General features: G+C 71.1%; 11 protein-coding genes. 3 read left to right on the forward strand and 8 right to left on the reverse strand.

What is annotated here, in order from left to right; genetic code table 11:
- Positions 1 to 145 precede the first annotated feature (145 nt).
- Entirely contained in the window at positions 146 to 1330 is a 1185-nt protein-coding gene (locus tag JYJ93_RS28295) for an FHA domain-containing protein (protein ID WP_206797292.1), read from the forward strand.
- A gap of 49 nt (positions 1331 to 1379) precedes the next feature.
- Here the strand turns inward: JYJ93_RS28295 and JYJ93_RS28300 are convergent, their stop codons facing one another.
- Positions 1380 to 2996, reverse strand: a complete 1617-nt coding sequence (locus tag JYJ93_RS28300) for a serine/threonine-protein kinase (RefSeq protein WP_347402715.1) — start codon at positions 2994 to 2996, stop codon at positions 1380 to 1382.
- 184 nt (positions 2997 to 3180) lie between these two features.
- Between JYJ93_RS28300 and JYJ93_RS28305 the strand changes: the two genes are divergently transcribed.
- The gene (locus JYJ93_RS28305; RefSeq protein ID WP_206797309.1) at positions 3181 to 3948 is read left to right on the forward strand and encodes an FHA domain-containing protein; all 768 of its coding nucleotides are present in this window, start codon (positions 3181 to 3183) and stop codon (positions 3946 to 3948) included.
- A gap of 72 nt (positions 3949 to 4020) precedes the next feature.
- Here the strand turns inward: JYJ93_RS28305 and JYJ93_RS28310 are convergent, their stop codons facing one another.
- Entirely contained in the window at positions 4021 to 4383 is a 363-nt protein-coding gene (locus tag JYJ93_RS28310) for a TraR/DksA C4-type zinc finger protein (protein ID WP_014395767.1), read from the reverse strand.
- A gap of 127 nt (positions 4384 to 4510) precedes the next feature.
- Here JYJ93_RS28310 and JYJ93_RS28315 point away from each other — a divergent pair, with 127 nt between their 5' ends.
- Positions 4511 to 5392: a diadenylate cyclase gene (locus JYJ93_RS28315; RefSeq protein WP_206797318.1), complete on the forward strand. Its 882-nt coding sequence runs from the start codon at positions 4511 to 4513 to the stop codon at positions 5390 to 5392.
- Positions 5393 to 5410: 18 nt separating this feature from the next.
- Here the strand turns inward: JYJ93_RS28315 and JYJ93_RS28320 are convergent, their stop codons facing one another.
- The 6 genes from JYJ93_RS28320 to dnaK form a co-directional block, all read right to left on the reverse strand.
- Positions 5411 to 5950, reverse strand: coding sequence for a hypothetical protein (locus tag JYJ93_RS28320; protein WP_206797320.1), 540 nt, complete (start codon positions 5948 to 5950; stop codon positions 5411 to 5413).
- Positions 5951 to 5967: 17 nt separating this feature from the next.
- Positions 5968 to 8250 (reverse strand): vWA domain-containing protein, encoded by a 2283-nt coding sequence (locus JYJ93_RS28325; protein WP_206797322.1) that lies wholly within the window; start codon positions 8248 to 8250, stop codon positions 5968 to 5970.
- 35 nt (positions 8251 to 8285) lie between these two features.
- A complete protein-coding gene (locus JYJ93_RS28330; protein WP_206797332.1) occupies positions 8286 to 10817 on the reverse strand; it encodes an AAA family ATPase in 2532 nt (843 codons plus the stop codon).
- A gap of 54 nt (positions 10818 to 10871) precedes the next feature.
- Complete coding sequence (locus JYJ93_RS28335) at positions 10872 to 11279, reverse strand: DUF393 domain-containing protein (protein ID WP_206797333.1); 408 nt, start codon at positions 11277 to 11279, stop codon at positions 10872 to 10874.
- A gap of 28 nt (positions 11280 to 11307) precedes the next feature.
- Positions 11308 to 12165: a hypothetical protein gene (locus tag JYJ93_RS28340; RefSeq protein WP_206797335.1), complete on the reverse strand. Its 858-nt coding sequence runs from the start codon at positions 12163 to 12165 to the stop codon at positions 11308 to 11310.
- Positions 12166 to 12384: 219 nt separating this feature from the next.
- Positions 12385 to 14298, reverse strand: coding sequence for a molecular chaperone DnaK (dnaK, locus tag JYJ93_RS28345; protein WP_206797345.1), 1914 nt, complete (start codon positions 14296 to 14298; stop codon positions 12385 to 12387).
- Positions 14299 to 14307 lie beyond the last annotated feature (9 nt).

Raw genomic sequence — 14307 nt, forward strand, 5'->3', positions numbered from 1 at the left:
GTAACTGCCTCAAACAGCAGGGGCAACGTTACCCTGGAACATCGCATGCCCCGGCCGGGTCCCTGGAGGCCCGGGCGCCTTGGAGATGGGTCCGAGGCTTTCGTTGACCCGGCGTTTCACGCCCCCCTAGATTGGCCCTCTGCCCATGTCTCAGCTTCTGCTGTCCGCGCTCCCGGTGGTCTGCCCGAATTGTGACGGCTTCAACCCGCCACGCTCGGCCACCTGCGTGCTGTGCGGCCAGGCGATGGAAGAGGCTGCTCCGGCCCCCCGTCCGGCGGCCACGACCCCGCCCCGGCCGGCGATGCCGCCCCCTGCTGGCACGGGCCCTGGCCGCCCCGCCGCCGTCGCGAGCTTCACGCGCCCGGGGGAGCCCGTCTCCCCGCCCACACCGCCTCCGCCGCCCAGCGCCGTGCCGCCCGGGCTCAAGCCCTCCGCGCGCACCCCGCCGCCCACCGCCGCCCAGGGACTGATGGTGGAGGCTCGCCGGGCAGCGCCGCCTGTCGGGACGCCGCCGCCCCCCCGCGCGGGCTACGGGCCGGCCCTGCCGCCCGCGAACACCCGCCCGCCCCCGCCCGTGCCGGACAACGCCCTGCCCCCTCGTGGCGGCACGGGCGCCACGGCGCCGGTTCCGGCGGGCACGCCCCCCGCGACGACGGGCGCCACCGCGCGCCCCGCGCCAGTGGCGTCGCGTTTCGGGCTGGCGGTCATCGCCGGGACGACGCGCGGCCAGCGCTACAAGCTGCCGGTGACGGGCTGCGTGGTGGGCCGCCAGCGCGGCGCCATCCTCTTCCCGGACGACGTCTACGTGTCGCCGCTGCACGCCACCTTCCTCGTGAAAGACGGCGCCCTCTTCGTACGCGACGAGTCGAGCGCGTCGGGCGTCTACGTCACGTTCGCCGGCACGGAGCCGCTGGCGCCGCGCGCCCTCTTCAGCGCCGGCCAGCGGCTGTTCCGCTTCACCGGCCGCGTGGAGGCCCCCGCGCCCGTGGCGGGCCGCCCCACCCCGTATGGCTCGCCCGTGCCGCTCGGCCAGGCGCTCTACGGCGTGGAAGAGGTGCACATGGGCGGCAGGGCGGGCCGCGCGGTGGTGACGGCCGCGGCACTGCTCACCATCGGACAGGCCCACTGCGACCTGGCGTACCCGAATGACGAGGGGCTCGCCGGCCGGCACTGCGAGCTGAGCCCCACGGCGACGGGCGCGATGCTGCGCGACCTGTCCGGCGGCCTGGGCACCTTCGTGCGCATCCCGCCCGCGACGGAGCGGCCCCTGCGTCCGGGCGACCGCGTCCGCCTGGGTCAGCACGTCATGCAGGTGGAGACGCTGGGCTGACGGGAAGGGGCCCGCCCCACGGGAGCGGGCCGGGCGCTACCCGCGGCACTCAGGGCGACGAGGGACGCGCCACCGGGCTGCCGAGCCGGAGCTCGATGTACGCGCGCGCACGCGAGTCGGGCATGTCGGTCAGGTGGCGCACCCACCAGCCGCGGGCCTCGTCCGTGTTGTCGCGCTGCCAGTACAGCTCGCCCAGCTTGAGGGCCAGCTCCGCCTCCGGGTTGAAGTTGAAGGCTTCCTTGTAGCTGGAGGTCGCGCGGACCAGCTCGCCGGACATCACGTCGCGGTCCCCGTCCTGCGTCAGCTTGCGCGCCTTGTCCACGTTGCGCGCGTTGCTGGGGATCTGCCGCAGGTAGTCCGGCTGATCCGAACCGGAGGTGAGCAGCCGGGGCGCGTTGGGCGGCGCCACGTACTGGTTGCCCTCGGAGCCGCTGCCCGCGCCAATGCCGAAGTAGTAGACGAAGAAGCCCACCGCCCCCAGCACCAGCACGGTGGTGAGCGCCTTGAAGAAGAGGATGATGCCCTCGCCGCCACTAGAGACGGGCGCGACCACGGAGGTCTGGGTGCCCTCGGGCGCGAGCGTGGACTCCTCCGAGACCGGCGTGCGCGAATGCCCGTGCGAGTGCGGCAGGCCCTGCACGGTGGCTTCCACCGTCACGTCGTTCCAGGCCGTGTTGTTCCGGGCGTTGTTGTGCGCGGCCTGGGACTTGCGCGGGATGGGGGCCAGCACACCCGAGGCCTGCGGACGGCGCCCGCCCGTGTCGTTGGCGGCGGCGCCCCCGCGGCGGCGCTCCTTGTCGACCGCGAGCAACTCCGTCTTGAAGGCCGCGGCGTTGGCCGGCCGGTCGTCCGGGTCCTTGGACAGGACGCGGAGGATGAGCCGCTCCATGCCCGGGGAGATGCGCGCGTCCGGACGGCGGCGCGTGGGCGGAGGTGGCTCCTCGGTGAGGTGCTTGGTGGCGAAGCCCACCGCCGAGTCGGACTCGAAGGGGAGCAGGCCCGTCATCAGCTGGTAGAGGATGACGCCCACCGCGTACAGGTCCGAGCGGTGGTCGAGCACCGCGCCCCGCGCCTGCTCCGGCGACATGTACTCCGGGGTGCCGCACACGAAGCCCGCGCGCGTGAGGGCCGGGCCCTCGTCCTGCGAGTCGGTGATCTTCGCGATGCCGAAGTCCAGCACCTTCACGAAGTCCGGCTCGTTGCGGCGCTGCTCCACCATGATGTTCTCGGGCTTCAGGTCCCGGTGGATGACGCCCGCGCCGTGCGCGTCCGACAGCGCGCTCAGAATCTGGAGGGCGATGCGCACCACGCGCGCCTCGCCCAGCGGCCACTCGCGGCTGAGGATCTGGTGCAGGTCCTGCCCGGCCACGTACTCCATCGCGATGAAGAGCGCGCCGTCGTCCGCCTGACCGAAGTCCAGCACGCTGATGGAGTTGGGGTGGTTCAAGCGGCTGGCGGCCTTGGCCTCGCGCTGGAAGCGCGCCACGGTGCGCTCGTCCGACAGCAGCGTGTGGCGCAGCACCTTCAGCACCACCACCTTGTCCAGCGCGAGCTGACGGGCGCGGTACACCTTGCCCATGCCGCCCTCGCCGATGAGGGCTTCCACCCGGTACTTGGCGGCAATCGTCTTGCCCACGTATTCGTCGCCGCCCTCCGCCGAGCGCAGGAGCGTCGCGCCGCAGGCGGGGCAGTAACGGGAGGAGTCTTCGGCGTCAGCGCCGCAGGAAGGGCAGTACACGTCAGCGTCCAGTCAGTGGGGCCGGGACTTCACCATGCCCTTCGGGTGGGGAGCAAGCCGTGCGCTGTCGGGCCCCCCAACGCGGCGCGGGCCTGCTAGAAGGGACGCTCGCATGGACGCCGTGGACTATTGCCCCCGCTGTGACACCGAGAATTCCCGGGATGCCACTGTCTGCCGAGCTTGTGGCTCGGCGCTGCGCTCCGGGACCATGGTGATGGCCGTGGCGCACATCTCGTCGCGCCCGCAGGTGTCCATCCGCGTGGTGCGCGCGGATGGAGGCCCGGAAGCGCTCGTGCGCATGCAGCGCGACACCCTCACCTGCGGCCAGCAGGCGGACATCGCGCTCAACGACGACCCGTTCATCATGCCCGTGCAGGCGCGCTTCTTCTTCTCCGGCGCCCGGCTCGCCATCGAGGACGTGGGCGGCGCCAACGGCGTCTTCGTGCGCCTGCGCAATGAGCGCGAGCTGCCCGCCGGAGGCGAGCTGCGCCTGGGCCGTCAGCGACTGGTGCTGGAGCCCATCCCCGCCGCGGCGCTGGGGCCCGGCGGCACGCAGGTGTGGGGCTCGCCGGATCCCGGCTACCGGCTGCGGCTCATCCAGCTCCTGGAGGGCGGCCTGCGCGGCGCGGCCTACCCGCTCAAGGACGGCGACAACCTGCTGGGTCGTGAGCAGGGCGACATCGCCTTCCCCACGGACGGCTTCGTGTCCGGGCGGCATGCGCTGCTGCAGGTCAGGGGGGACCGGCTGATGGTGCGCGACGTGGGCTCGTCCAACGGCACCTTCATCCGCCTGGCGGGGCCGACCTTCGTCGACAACGGCGACCACTTCCTCATCGGCCGTCAGCTGCTGCGGGTGGAGATCCAGCCCGTGGTGGCCTGAAGCGACGGTCCTTCACCGAAGCGAAGCCAAGGACCGCACGGGAGCACCGTGCGGCCCCTGGGAAGCCACGGCTCAGCCGTAGGACTTCTCCTTCTTCTCCTGCTCTTCCTTGCAGCGGATGCAGAGCGTCGTCACCGGACGCGCATCCAGGCGCTTGGGGGAGATGTCCTCCTCGCAGCGCTCGCAGATGCCGAAGGTGCCGTCTTCCACGCGCTTGAGGGCGCCGTCGATCTTCTGCAGGAGGAACTTCTCGCGGTCCCTCAGGCGGAAGACCATGGACTGGGTGTACTCGGAGGCGGCCTGGTCGATTTCGTCAGGCAGGTCGTCCGTGTCGAAGGACGATTCCTCCACCAGGGTCTTCTTCGCGCTTTCGAGCAGGCTCGCTTTGCTGTCCTCGAGCATCTTCTTGTAACGCTTGAGATCTTTCTGGTTCACAGCCTGCGGCTCCAGTTGGACGGGTAGAGGGGGCCTGCCCCCGAAAAAAAGGGCCCGAAAGCTTTATTCATGCAGCTGCCAGTGTCAAGCTGACCTGCTTCAAAACGAAGGGTGCACGAGGGGCGCCTTGAGCGACAACACGAAGTTCGATCGGGAATTCATGCGCTCGGCGCTCTCCCTGGCCGCCAAGAGCGAGGTCGACCACTTCCTCTACATCTGCGACACGCCCATTGCGCCGGAGGACCTCCGGGGTAAGCCCGCGCGCAAGAAGCTGGTGTACGCGGTGACGTTGGAACCGCTGGCGCAGGAGTTCCTGCGCAAGAAGGTCCGCGCGCTGGTCATCCCCGCGTACGACTACTCGCGCACGGAGCGGGTGAAGGTGGCGCTCGTGTCCGCGCTATCGCAGGGCGCGTTCAAGGAAGGCGACCTCGTGCTCTGCATGACGGGCAAGGTGGGCCGCGCGCCGGACACGCTGATGCAGATGCGCATCGGCGGGTCGCTGGACGACCGGCTGGCCATCGAGGGCGTGAAGCTGGGCGAGGAGTTCAACTCGCAGGTGGTGGACGCGCTCATCCAGTTGGCGCTGCAGATTGGCCAGGAGGGCTTCGAGGGCCACCCCATCGGGACCATCATCACGATTGGTGACCACACGAGCGTGCTGGAGAAGAGCCGGCAGCTCACCATCAATCCGTTCCAGGGCCTGTCGGAGTCCGAGCGCAACGTGCTGGACCCGAAGATCCGCGACGCCATCAAGAACTTCTCCGTGCTGGACGGCGCGTTCGTCATCCGCGAGGACGGCGTGGTGCTGTCCGCCGGCCGCTACCTGTCCTCCAATGACGACACGGTGAAGATTCCCCTGGGCCTGGGCGCGCGCCACGCGGCCTCCGCGGGCATCACGTCCACCACGCACTGCATCGCGCTCACGGTGAGCCAGACGTCCGGCGCGGTGCGGCTCTTCAAGGGCGGCAACATCGTGCTGGAGCTGCACCAGACGGCGCGGCGGACCTGAAGAGGGGCCCTGCCCTGTTCACCGTTCCTCGCGGTAGATGTCCGCCAGGGCGTGCGCCTTCTCCACCTCGTCGCGCGCCGCCTCCAGCGCCATCACCCGGTCGAAGCGCTCCACCTGCTCGCGCAGCGCTTCGGTGACGACGCCGCCCGCGGCCATGCGCGCGGACGCGCTCTCCCGCTCGATGCGCAGGTCCGCCACGCGATCGCCCAGCTCGCCGGCCGCGCCCAGGAGCAGCTCCGAGTCCCGCTCCGCGCGCCGCAGCGATTCGCGCGTGGACTCCAACAGGCGCTCGGTCTGCACGCGGTCGCGCTCCAGCACGCCCACGCCCTTCGCGTCGCCCCGGTCATGCGCCGTCTGCCGGCGTCCGGCGATGTCACCCAAGCGGGCCGTGTAGCGCGTCACTCCACGGGAAAGCTCGCCCTTGAGGGCCAGCAGCGTGGCGGCGGACTTGCGCACCTCGGCCGCCTGGCGCTCCAGGTCCTCGATGAGCCGGTCGAACGTGGCCAACGGGTCCACGGTCGCGGGAGGCGTCTTCTTGCGTTTGAGGAAGCCGAACATGGCGCGTGCCCTGAAGCCTACCCGAACGGGCGGCAGAGCAAGCGCACCCGCTCCAACGCCTCGGCCACCGGACGACCGCCGCCGGACAGCACGGCCAGGTATCGCGCGGGCGTGAGTCCGTAGACGGACAGCAGGTGCTGCAGGAGCACCACGCTCTCCGTCGCGCGCCGGTCCGCGGAGGCGAGCGACGCGGCCTCGCCCACCGCCTCCAGGATGTCCGTCACCCGCGCCACGAGCTCCGCCCCGGGCGCCTCCGGCACGGGGGACGCGGCGGGCGTGGAAGGAAAGAGCGCGTCGAAGGACGCCTCCACGGCCACGCCCGCCCCGGGTGCGCGGCCCGCAGCCACCGCCTCCAGCGCGTCCAGGTGCGGGGCCAGGGCCTCCAGGGCCTCCAGCGAGGCCGGCACGTCGCGAGGCAACAGCGTGCGCCAGGGCGTGTCGAACTCCGTGCGCGCCCAGCGGATCTCCTCGTCGGAGAGCGGGTGGTAGAAGGCGCGGCCTCCGGCGGCGCGCTGCTCCAGCACCAGGGACTTGAGGTCCGGGTTCTCCTCGCCCAGCGAGATGAAGCTCAGCGCGATGTCCAGGGCGCCCATGGGCGCGCGCGTGCGGCGGATGAGATCCAGGTCCACGCGGTCCTCGCCGTCGGTGATGAGCACCACCGTGGCGCGCGCGAGGTACGGATCGCGCCCCTGCGCGGCGCGGATGGAGTCGAAGGCGGACAGGAGGGCCAGCGAGATGTCCGTCTGCCCCTCCGCGGGCGAGTCCCGGAAGAGCTTCTCGATCTGCCGGGTCGCCTCCGCGGCGGTGTCCACGCGCGCCAGCTCCGTGGGCACGTCGTTGAAGAAGCTGAAGTAGAGCGGGTCGAAGCTCTCTCCGCGCCGCGCCTTCACGCGCAGGTTGTTCAGCTCCGCGATGATCAGCGCGTCCCGGAAGCGCGCCCGAGCGCCGTGCATGGAGCCGGAGGCGTCACAGACGTAGACGCGCACGGCGGTGCGCTTCACCTTGCGCGGCTTGGGGGGCGGCGCGTCGTCCAGGTAGGTACGCACGAGCTGCCGGTGCCCCGCGAGGTCCTGGAGCAGGCGCCGTGGATCCGTGATGACGAAGTGGTGGACCTCATCCAGGCTGCCCGTCGTGGCGAACGACATCGTCTGCGTCGGATAGGGCACCTGACGAGGGACGGCCCGCACGGAGGCGGCGTCCTTCTCGATGATCTCCTCCGACAGCGCGTCCTCCACGTCGAAGAAGCGCGCGCACCCCGCCGCCAGGTCGAACGTGGCCAGCTGTTCCGGATTCAGGGAGAACGCCAGGTCCGCGAGCTGCTCGTCCGGCGCGTCCTCCGCTTCGCGTCCGGAGTCCGCCTCGGCATCCGCCTCTCCCAGCCACTGGAGCCGCGTGCCCGCCTCGGCCTCCTCCACCATCCGCGTCAGCCGGGACTCGGGAGGAAGCAGCGGCGTCAGCGCGCGCCGCGCCGCCGAGGCCAGCTCCGCGTCCCCCGCTTCGATGGCGCGCTCGTAGAGGCCCTGCAACGAACGATAGGCCCCTCGCGGATCCTTCTGCGCCGTCTCCCGGACGCCGCGCACCAGTGCCTCCAGGGAGCGCGTGGGCGGAACCTCGCGCACCCGCTCGCGAGCCTCCGCCACGTCATTGCGCAGCGCCATGCTCCGCGCGCGGTCCGCGTCCGTGGTGCCCAGGCGCAGCAGCATCTCGTGGGCCAGGTCCAGGTCGCGCCGCTTCTGCACCAGGTCGATGACGTTGTCCCGCGCACGAGCGGCCAGCAGCTCCGCGACGGCCAGCCGCGCATTCGCTGGTGGCCGCTCCCGGGTCGTCCCAGCCGGGCGCTCGAAGATCTCGAACGGCGCGTCCTCACCGCCCTGGGTCTCCAACGGACGGCTGAAGAGCTCCGCCACCTTCACCGCGCGGGCCAGCCGCACGAAGCCGCGGTCCAGCGCGGTGAGCGCCCCCGAAGGCATCTCCCCGGAGCGGTAAGCCTTCTCCACGAGGCGCAGGCACTCCTCGTACTCCTCCAGGGCCTGGTTCGCGCGCGTCGCGAGCCCCTGCGCGAGCGCCCCCGCCCTGCCCCGCTGGGTGCCCAGCGCGAGCAACAGCCGGGCATCCGCGGCGGTGTGGATGCCCACGCGATCCAGCTCGCGGTCGAGCGCCACGAGCACCGGCAGGCCCAGGTCCTCCGGCCCCTTCAGCTTGCGGCCGAAGGGCCAGGACCACGCGCCACCCCGGGCCGCCATGGGCTGGCGGAGCGCATCCAGGCGCTGCCGCAGAGGAGTGAGCCGACGCGCCAGCACGTCTCAGCGCCGCCTTCCGAACAGGGCCCCCGCGCTCACGGCGCGGTCCGCCGCTCCAGCACCTGCCGGCTGAAGCGTCCGAAGTCCTCGTCGATGCCGCGAAGCTGGGCGGACAGCTTGCGCGCGCTCTCTCCCAGCTCGCCCGGGAGCGTCTCCAGCATGCCCAGCGTGGCCTTGAGCCGCACCAGTTCACCCTCCTTGAGCGCGAGCTGGGGGAAGCGGCTGCGCACCAGCCGCTCGAAGGTGCGCTCCGCGTCTGCGCGGCCGTTGAGCGCCTCCGGGGCGGGCAACGCGGACAGCAGCTGTGTCAGCCAGCTGCGCAGGTACTTGATGCGCGACTGGAGGAAGGACAGCTCCGCCTCGGCCACCGCCGCGCGCACCGTGTCGGAGAGGAACGCGGAGGCGGATGGGGGACGCGCCGCCATCAACTGGCCGTCCAGGCCCACGAGCGCGGTCAGCTCGCCGTCGGGAGCCTGCGCGGACAGCTCGCCACGGTAATAGGTGTACGCGTCGCCGTTGAGCACGGCGTTGGGGGCCGGAGGCGGGCTGGCCACCTCGCGCGACAGCACGCGGGCATGCTCCCGGAGGCGGTTCTCCATCAGGTCGCGGCACTCGGCGAGCACCGGCTCCGCCGTCACGCCCTCGCGCCGCAGGTTCTCCGCCACCGCCTGCACCGCGCGGCCGTACTGCTCGATGCGCTCGAACGGGGTCGCGCCCAGTACCTCGCGCGCGTACGCTACGCTCAGCGGCCGGAGCAGCTCCTGCTTCAAGCCCGCCTGGGACGAATCCAACGCCGTCAGGGCGTTCTCCAACTGGGTGAGCCGCCGCGAGTCCGCGGACAGCGCATCCAGCGGATCCTTGCGGCCCCGGGGTGCCTGCGCAGGGAACGCCGCCGACACCCGGCGCCGGAGAGCGGCCACCACCCGGCGGCGCGTGTCCTTGTCCGCGTCACGCAGCCGCTCGTGGAGGGAGGGTACCGCCTCGCTGAGCATCGCCGCCAGCGAGCCCATCACACCCAGCTCCTCCTCCAGGTTCTCCGCGAGCCCGACCAGCCACTCCATCTTGACGCTGTCCTCGAATGCGAGCCCCTCCGCGGCGGACGCGCTCATCTCCAGCGCCTGCTCCAGGAACCGCGCGGCCGACTCACACAGCGCGGGGTAGCCCGGCTTCAGCTCCGGCACCGCCCGGCTCAGCTCCAGGACGTCGCGGATGGCGATGAGCAACGCCACGCCGCCTCTCCCCTCCCCCTGTCCCGCCGTCATGCCCCGCGACAGCCGCTGCTCCAGCGCGGCCACCAGCGCACGCGCCGCCACCAGCAGCGGCGCCCGGTTCTGGCCGTGACGCGGCCCGGGCACCAGCTTGCCCAGCACGCCGCGCGCGGTGGAGGACACCACGCCCGCCTGCCAGTTGCGGCTCAGCCCCTCCGCCGCGTTCACGTCGTCCGCGGCCGCGAGCGTCGTCGCCTCGCGCTCCACGCCGCCGCCCAGCTCCTGGCGCACCTTGCCCAGCACCTCGTCGAAGGTGCGCTGCTCCAGCCGGACGATCTCCAGCTGCGCCCGCTCGCGCGGGTCCACCGCCGCCTTGAGCAGCGCGTCCGCCTCCGCCGCGGGCGGGCCGCCCAGGAGGAAGAACCAGCGCAGCGCGTCCAGGTCCTCCACCGTCGCTTCGAGCGGCCGGTCCGGACGGCGGTAGATCTGATCGCGCACCACCGCGGCCTTCAGCGTCCAGAGCGCCTTCACCACCGAGCGCTGGGAGAAGTACTTCGTGGGCACGTAGTCCGGCAGCTTCGACACCTGCGCCACGAGCGCGCGCTCCAGCGCGTCCGTGAGCATCTCCACGCCCTCCAGCACGTGGCCGGGCACCTTCACCTGGGCCACCGCGTCCTGGAGCAGGTCCAACTGCTGGAGCGTCAGCGTGGCGCGCAGGTCCGGCCGCGTCCCGTGCACGAAGCGGTGCAGCATGGCGGCCCGGCTCTCCCGCCGGGCGAAGGCCTTGGGCACGAAGCTGATGAAGCTCAAGCGGTCCGCGAAGGCCAGGAGCAGCTCCGGCGAGCGCGCCAGCACCTCCGTGAGGTACCGGTTGCTCGTCATCACCACGCACTCGGTGCGGCCGGTCGTCACCTTGCGGCCGTGCTTCAGCTCCCGCTCGTACATCACGTTGAGGATGGAGCGCAGCAGCATGTCCCGGCCGTCGAAGACCTCGTCCAGGAACGCGTGCACCGCGCCCAGCATGCCCTCGTCGGTGAGGTACTCGGTGCGCCCCGTCTCCGTGAGCACCTTGAAGTCCACCGGACCGATGAGGTCCGTCTGCAGCGTCGTCTCCGCGATCTGCTTGGAGAACAGCGACGGCAGGCCGGACACCTCGTCGGTGATGCGCCCCAGGACGGCGCTGGCGACCGCGCTCTTCGCCGTCCCGGGCGGCCCCACCACCAGCACGTGCTCGCGGCAGAGCAGCGCCAGCTCAATCTGCGTGAACAGCGTTTCCCGCTCCAGGTACGTCTCCCGCAGCTCCCCGAAGAAGCGGCGAAAGGACTGGGCGGCCTGCAGGTTGGGAGGAGGCGAAGTCACGAAGGGGCCAGAGGAGGATGCGGGGAAGGCAGCATGCTACCCGCGCCCCTCCCCCTATTTGAAGTGCACCGCGCAGGCCCCATCGGGGCAGTCGCGACCCGCGATGCGGAAGCGGTAGCGGGCCACCACCCCGTACACCGCGTCCGCCAGCTGCCGAAGCCCGGGCACGTAGTACACGTAGAGCAGCCGCCCCAACGGCCGCCGGCCCAGCGCGCGGACAATGGCCTCCGCGCCCTCCAGCACGCGGCCGTCCGCCTGGATGAGCTGCATGGCCTTCTCGCAGCGCTCGAAGCTCACCCCCGGGAAGGCGTCCAAGACGCCCTCGTCGCGGAACGAGAGCAGCTGCGTGCCCTGCCCGCCCACCAGCTTGCGCATCTCCCGCGCGGCGCCGCTGCACACGCGGCAGTGGCTGTCGTAGAGCACCACGTCATGGCCCGGCGGTGTCGTCTGGAGCGTCGTCATGGGTCCCCTCCCCCTTGTCCCCAGTATGTCAACGCGGCTTGAGCATCTCATGCAGTTGTCCGTGCACGCTGCGCCAGATGTCGTGCTGCCGTTCAATAGGATCCATCAGCGCCATGCCCACCGACGTCGCCGGGGAGCTGCCCTGGAAGGCCGAGTACTGTCGGATGCGCGTGCCGCCGCTGCCGTCGTCGTCGAAGACGAACTGGTTGGTGCCGCGCAGCGGGTGTCCGTCCAGCGTGGTGATGTGGACGACGCGCTCCGTCTCGTTGAGCTTCACGGTGATGGGCGCCCACACCGGCGGCGGCCCCTGCTCCTCCAGGAACAGCCGGGCGCCGTCCGTCAGCGCGCTCACCGCCGGCCGCAGCGAGATGCCCGCCGCGCCGAAGAGCAGCTCCGGATTGCTGACGAAGGCCTCGAAGGCGTCCCGCGCGGATACGCCGGGGATGGTGCTGGCGTAGTCGGTGAGCGCCGTGGGAGCACCGGCGATGGGCGGGCTCGGGTCCAGGTGCCCCAGCTGCGAGCGCGCGTAGCGGTCCATCGCGGGACCCTTGTCCAGCGTCACGCTGACGGCGGCGGCGTTCGTCTGTTCCAGGAGCCGCGCCCCCTGCTTCAGCTGTTCCTGGAAGGAGCCCGTGGGCTTCGGCGGGAACGCGCCCCCCACGCCGAAGTCGAAGCCGTTGCCCTCCCGCGCCCGGGGCGCCACCTGCGGCGCCCGCGTGGGAGACGGGGCCGGCGCGCCGCTCCCCCGAAACACCTCCACGGAGTTGGCCGGAGCGGCCGACGTCCGTGAAGGCGCCTCCGTGCGCGGGGCCAGGGGGAGCGATGCGCCCTCGGGCGCCAAAAGGTCGGGGAGGACGCCGGACAGCAGGGAGTCGATGCGGGACATGGAGGGACACCTTCGGGGTGGACTGCGAGGAACCCATCCGCCCCTTGCAGCGCCTCCGCCATGCGCCCCCCGCGTGAATTCGCGGGGTTGCTCCCGGCCCTCATCCCGCGTCCGGCACACCCGTCCACCGCCGCGGAGAAAAGAAGAAGGCCGGCGCCCCTCGTGGGAGCACCGGCCCTCGGACTTCAGCCTCGGCCAGACGGCGGGAGGCGCAAGGAACTACGACTGGCGGAACTCGGCGTCCACCACGTCGTCCTTCGCGGACGGCTGGGCGCTGGAGCCCGGAGCCGCGGAGGGCTCGGCGCCCGGAGGAGGCGTGGCGCCCGGCGCGCCGCCGGTGGCCTTGTACATCTCCTCCGCCGCCTTGTAGCTGGCCTGCTGGAGCTTATCGAGGGCCGCCTTGATGGCGTCCTTGTCCTGCCCCTCGCGGACGCGGTTCAGCTCCGCGACACCCTCCTCGACGGCCTTCGCCACGTCGGGGGTGAGCTTGTCCTTGTTCTCCTTGATCATCTTCTCCGCGGCGTAGGCCTGGCTCTCCGCCTGGTTCTTCACCTCCACCAGTTCGCGGCGCGCCTTGTCCGCGGCTTCGTTGCTGCGCGCGTCGTCGACCATCTTGGTCACTTCGTCCTTCGACAGACCGGACGAGTGGCTGATGGTGACCTTCTGCTCCTTGCCGGTCGCCTTGTCCTTCGCGCTGACGTTGAGGATGCCGTTCGCGTCGATGTCGAACGTCACTTCAATCTGCGGCACGCCGCGCGGCGCCGGGGGCATGCCGGTCAGGTGGAAGCGGCCGAGGCTGCGGTTGTCGCCCGCCATCTCGCGCTCACCCTGCAGCACGTGGATCTCCACCTGCGTCTGGCCGTCCGCCGCCGTGGAGAAGGTCTCCGACTTGCGCGTGGGGATGGTCGTGTTGCGCTCGATGAGCTTCGTCATCACGCCGCCCAGCGTCTCCACGCCCAGCGACAGCGGCGTCACGTCCAGCAGCAGGATGTCCTTCACCTCGCCGCCGAGCACGCCCGCCTGCACCGCGGCGCCCAGCGCCACGACCTCGTCGGGGTTCACGGAGCGGTTCGGCTCCTTGCCGAACAGCTTCTTCACCGCCTCCTGCACCATGGGGATGCGCGTGGTGCCGCCCACCAGGACGATCTCGTTGAGGTCCTTGGGATCCAGTCCGGCGTCCTTGAGGCACTTGCGGCACGGCTCCAGCGAACGCTCCACCAGCGGGCCAATCATCTGCTCGAACTTGGCGCGCGTGAGCTTCACGTTCAGGTGCTTCGGGCCAGATGCGTCCGCCGTGAGGAACGGCAGGTTGATCTCCGTCTGCGTCGCGCTGGACAGCTCGATCTTGGCCTTCTCCGCCGCCTCCTTCAGGCGCTGGATGACCATCTTGTCCTTGCTGACGTCGAGCCCGGTGTCCTTCTTGAACTCGCTGATCAGCCAGTTCATGATCTCCAGGTCGATGTTGTCACCGCCCAGGTGCGTGTCGCCGTTGGTCGCGAGCACGTCCACCACGTTCTCGCCCACCTCCAGGATGGACACGTCGAAGGTGCCGCCACCGAAGTCGTAGACGGCGATCTTCTCGTCCTTCTTCTTGTCCATGCCGTACGCGAGCGCCGCCGCGGTCGGCTCGTTCACGATGCGCTTCACCGTCAGACCGGCGATCTCACCGGCATCCTTGGTGGCCTGGCGCTGGGCGTCGTTGAAGTACGCCGGGACGGTGATGACCGCCTCCGTCACCTTGTCACCCAGGTAGTTCTCCGCGGCGCGCTTGAGCTTCAGGAGCACCTGAGCGCTGATCTCCGGCGCGCTGTACTGCTTGCCGGCGATGTCCACGCGCGCGTCGCCGTTGGGGCCACGGCCCACCTTGTAGGGGACGAGCTTCGCCTCCTCGGTCGTCTCCTCGAAACGGCGGCCCATGAAGCGCTTCACCGAGTAGACGGTCTGCTCCGGGTTGGTGATGGCCTGGCGCTTCGCCACCTGACCGACCAGGCGCTCCCCGTCCTTCGTGAACGCGACCACGGAAGGCGTGGTGGGGGCTCCCTCTTCGTTGACGATGACCTTGGGCTCGCGACCCTCCATGATCGCCACCACGCTGTTCGTGGTGCCCAGGTCGATTCCGATAATCTTGCCCACGGTTCCCAT

The organism is Corallococcus sp. NCSPR001, from assembly GCF_017309135.1.
GTDB lineage: Bacteria > Myxococcota > Myxococcia > Myxococcales > Myxococcaceae > Corallococcus.

Bases quoted from the DNA above. Each gene is read 5' to 3' on its own strand.
- JYJ93_RS28295 (WP_206797292.1), top strand. From the start codon at position 146: ATGTCTCAGCTTCTGCTGTCCGCGCTCCCGGTGGTCTGCCCGAATTGT.
- JYJ93_RS28305 (WP_206797309.1), top strand. From the start codon at position 3,181: ATGGACGCCGTGGACTATTGCCCCCGCTGTGACACCGAGAATTCCCGG.
- JYJ93_RS28335 (WP_206797333.1), bottom strand. From the start codon at position 11,279: ATGACGACGCTCCAGACGACACCGCCGGGCCATGACGTGGTGCTCTAC.
- JYJ93_RS28340 (WP_206797335.1), bottom strand. From the start codon at position 12,165: ATGTCCCGCATCGACTCCCTGCTGTCCGGCGTCCTCCCCGACCTTTTG.
- JYJ93_RS28320 (WP_206797320.1), bottom strand. From the start codon at position 5,950: ATGTTCGGCTTCCTCAAACGCAAGAAGACGCCTCCCGCGACCGTGGAC.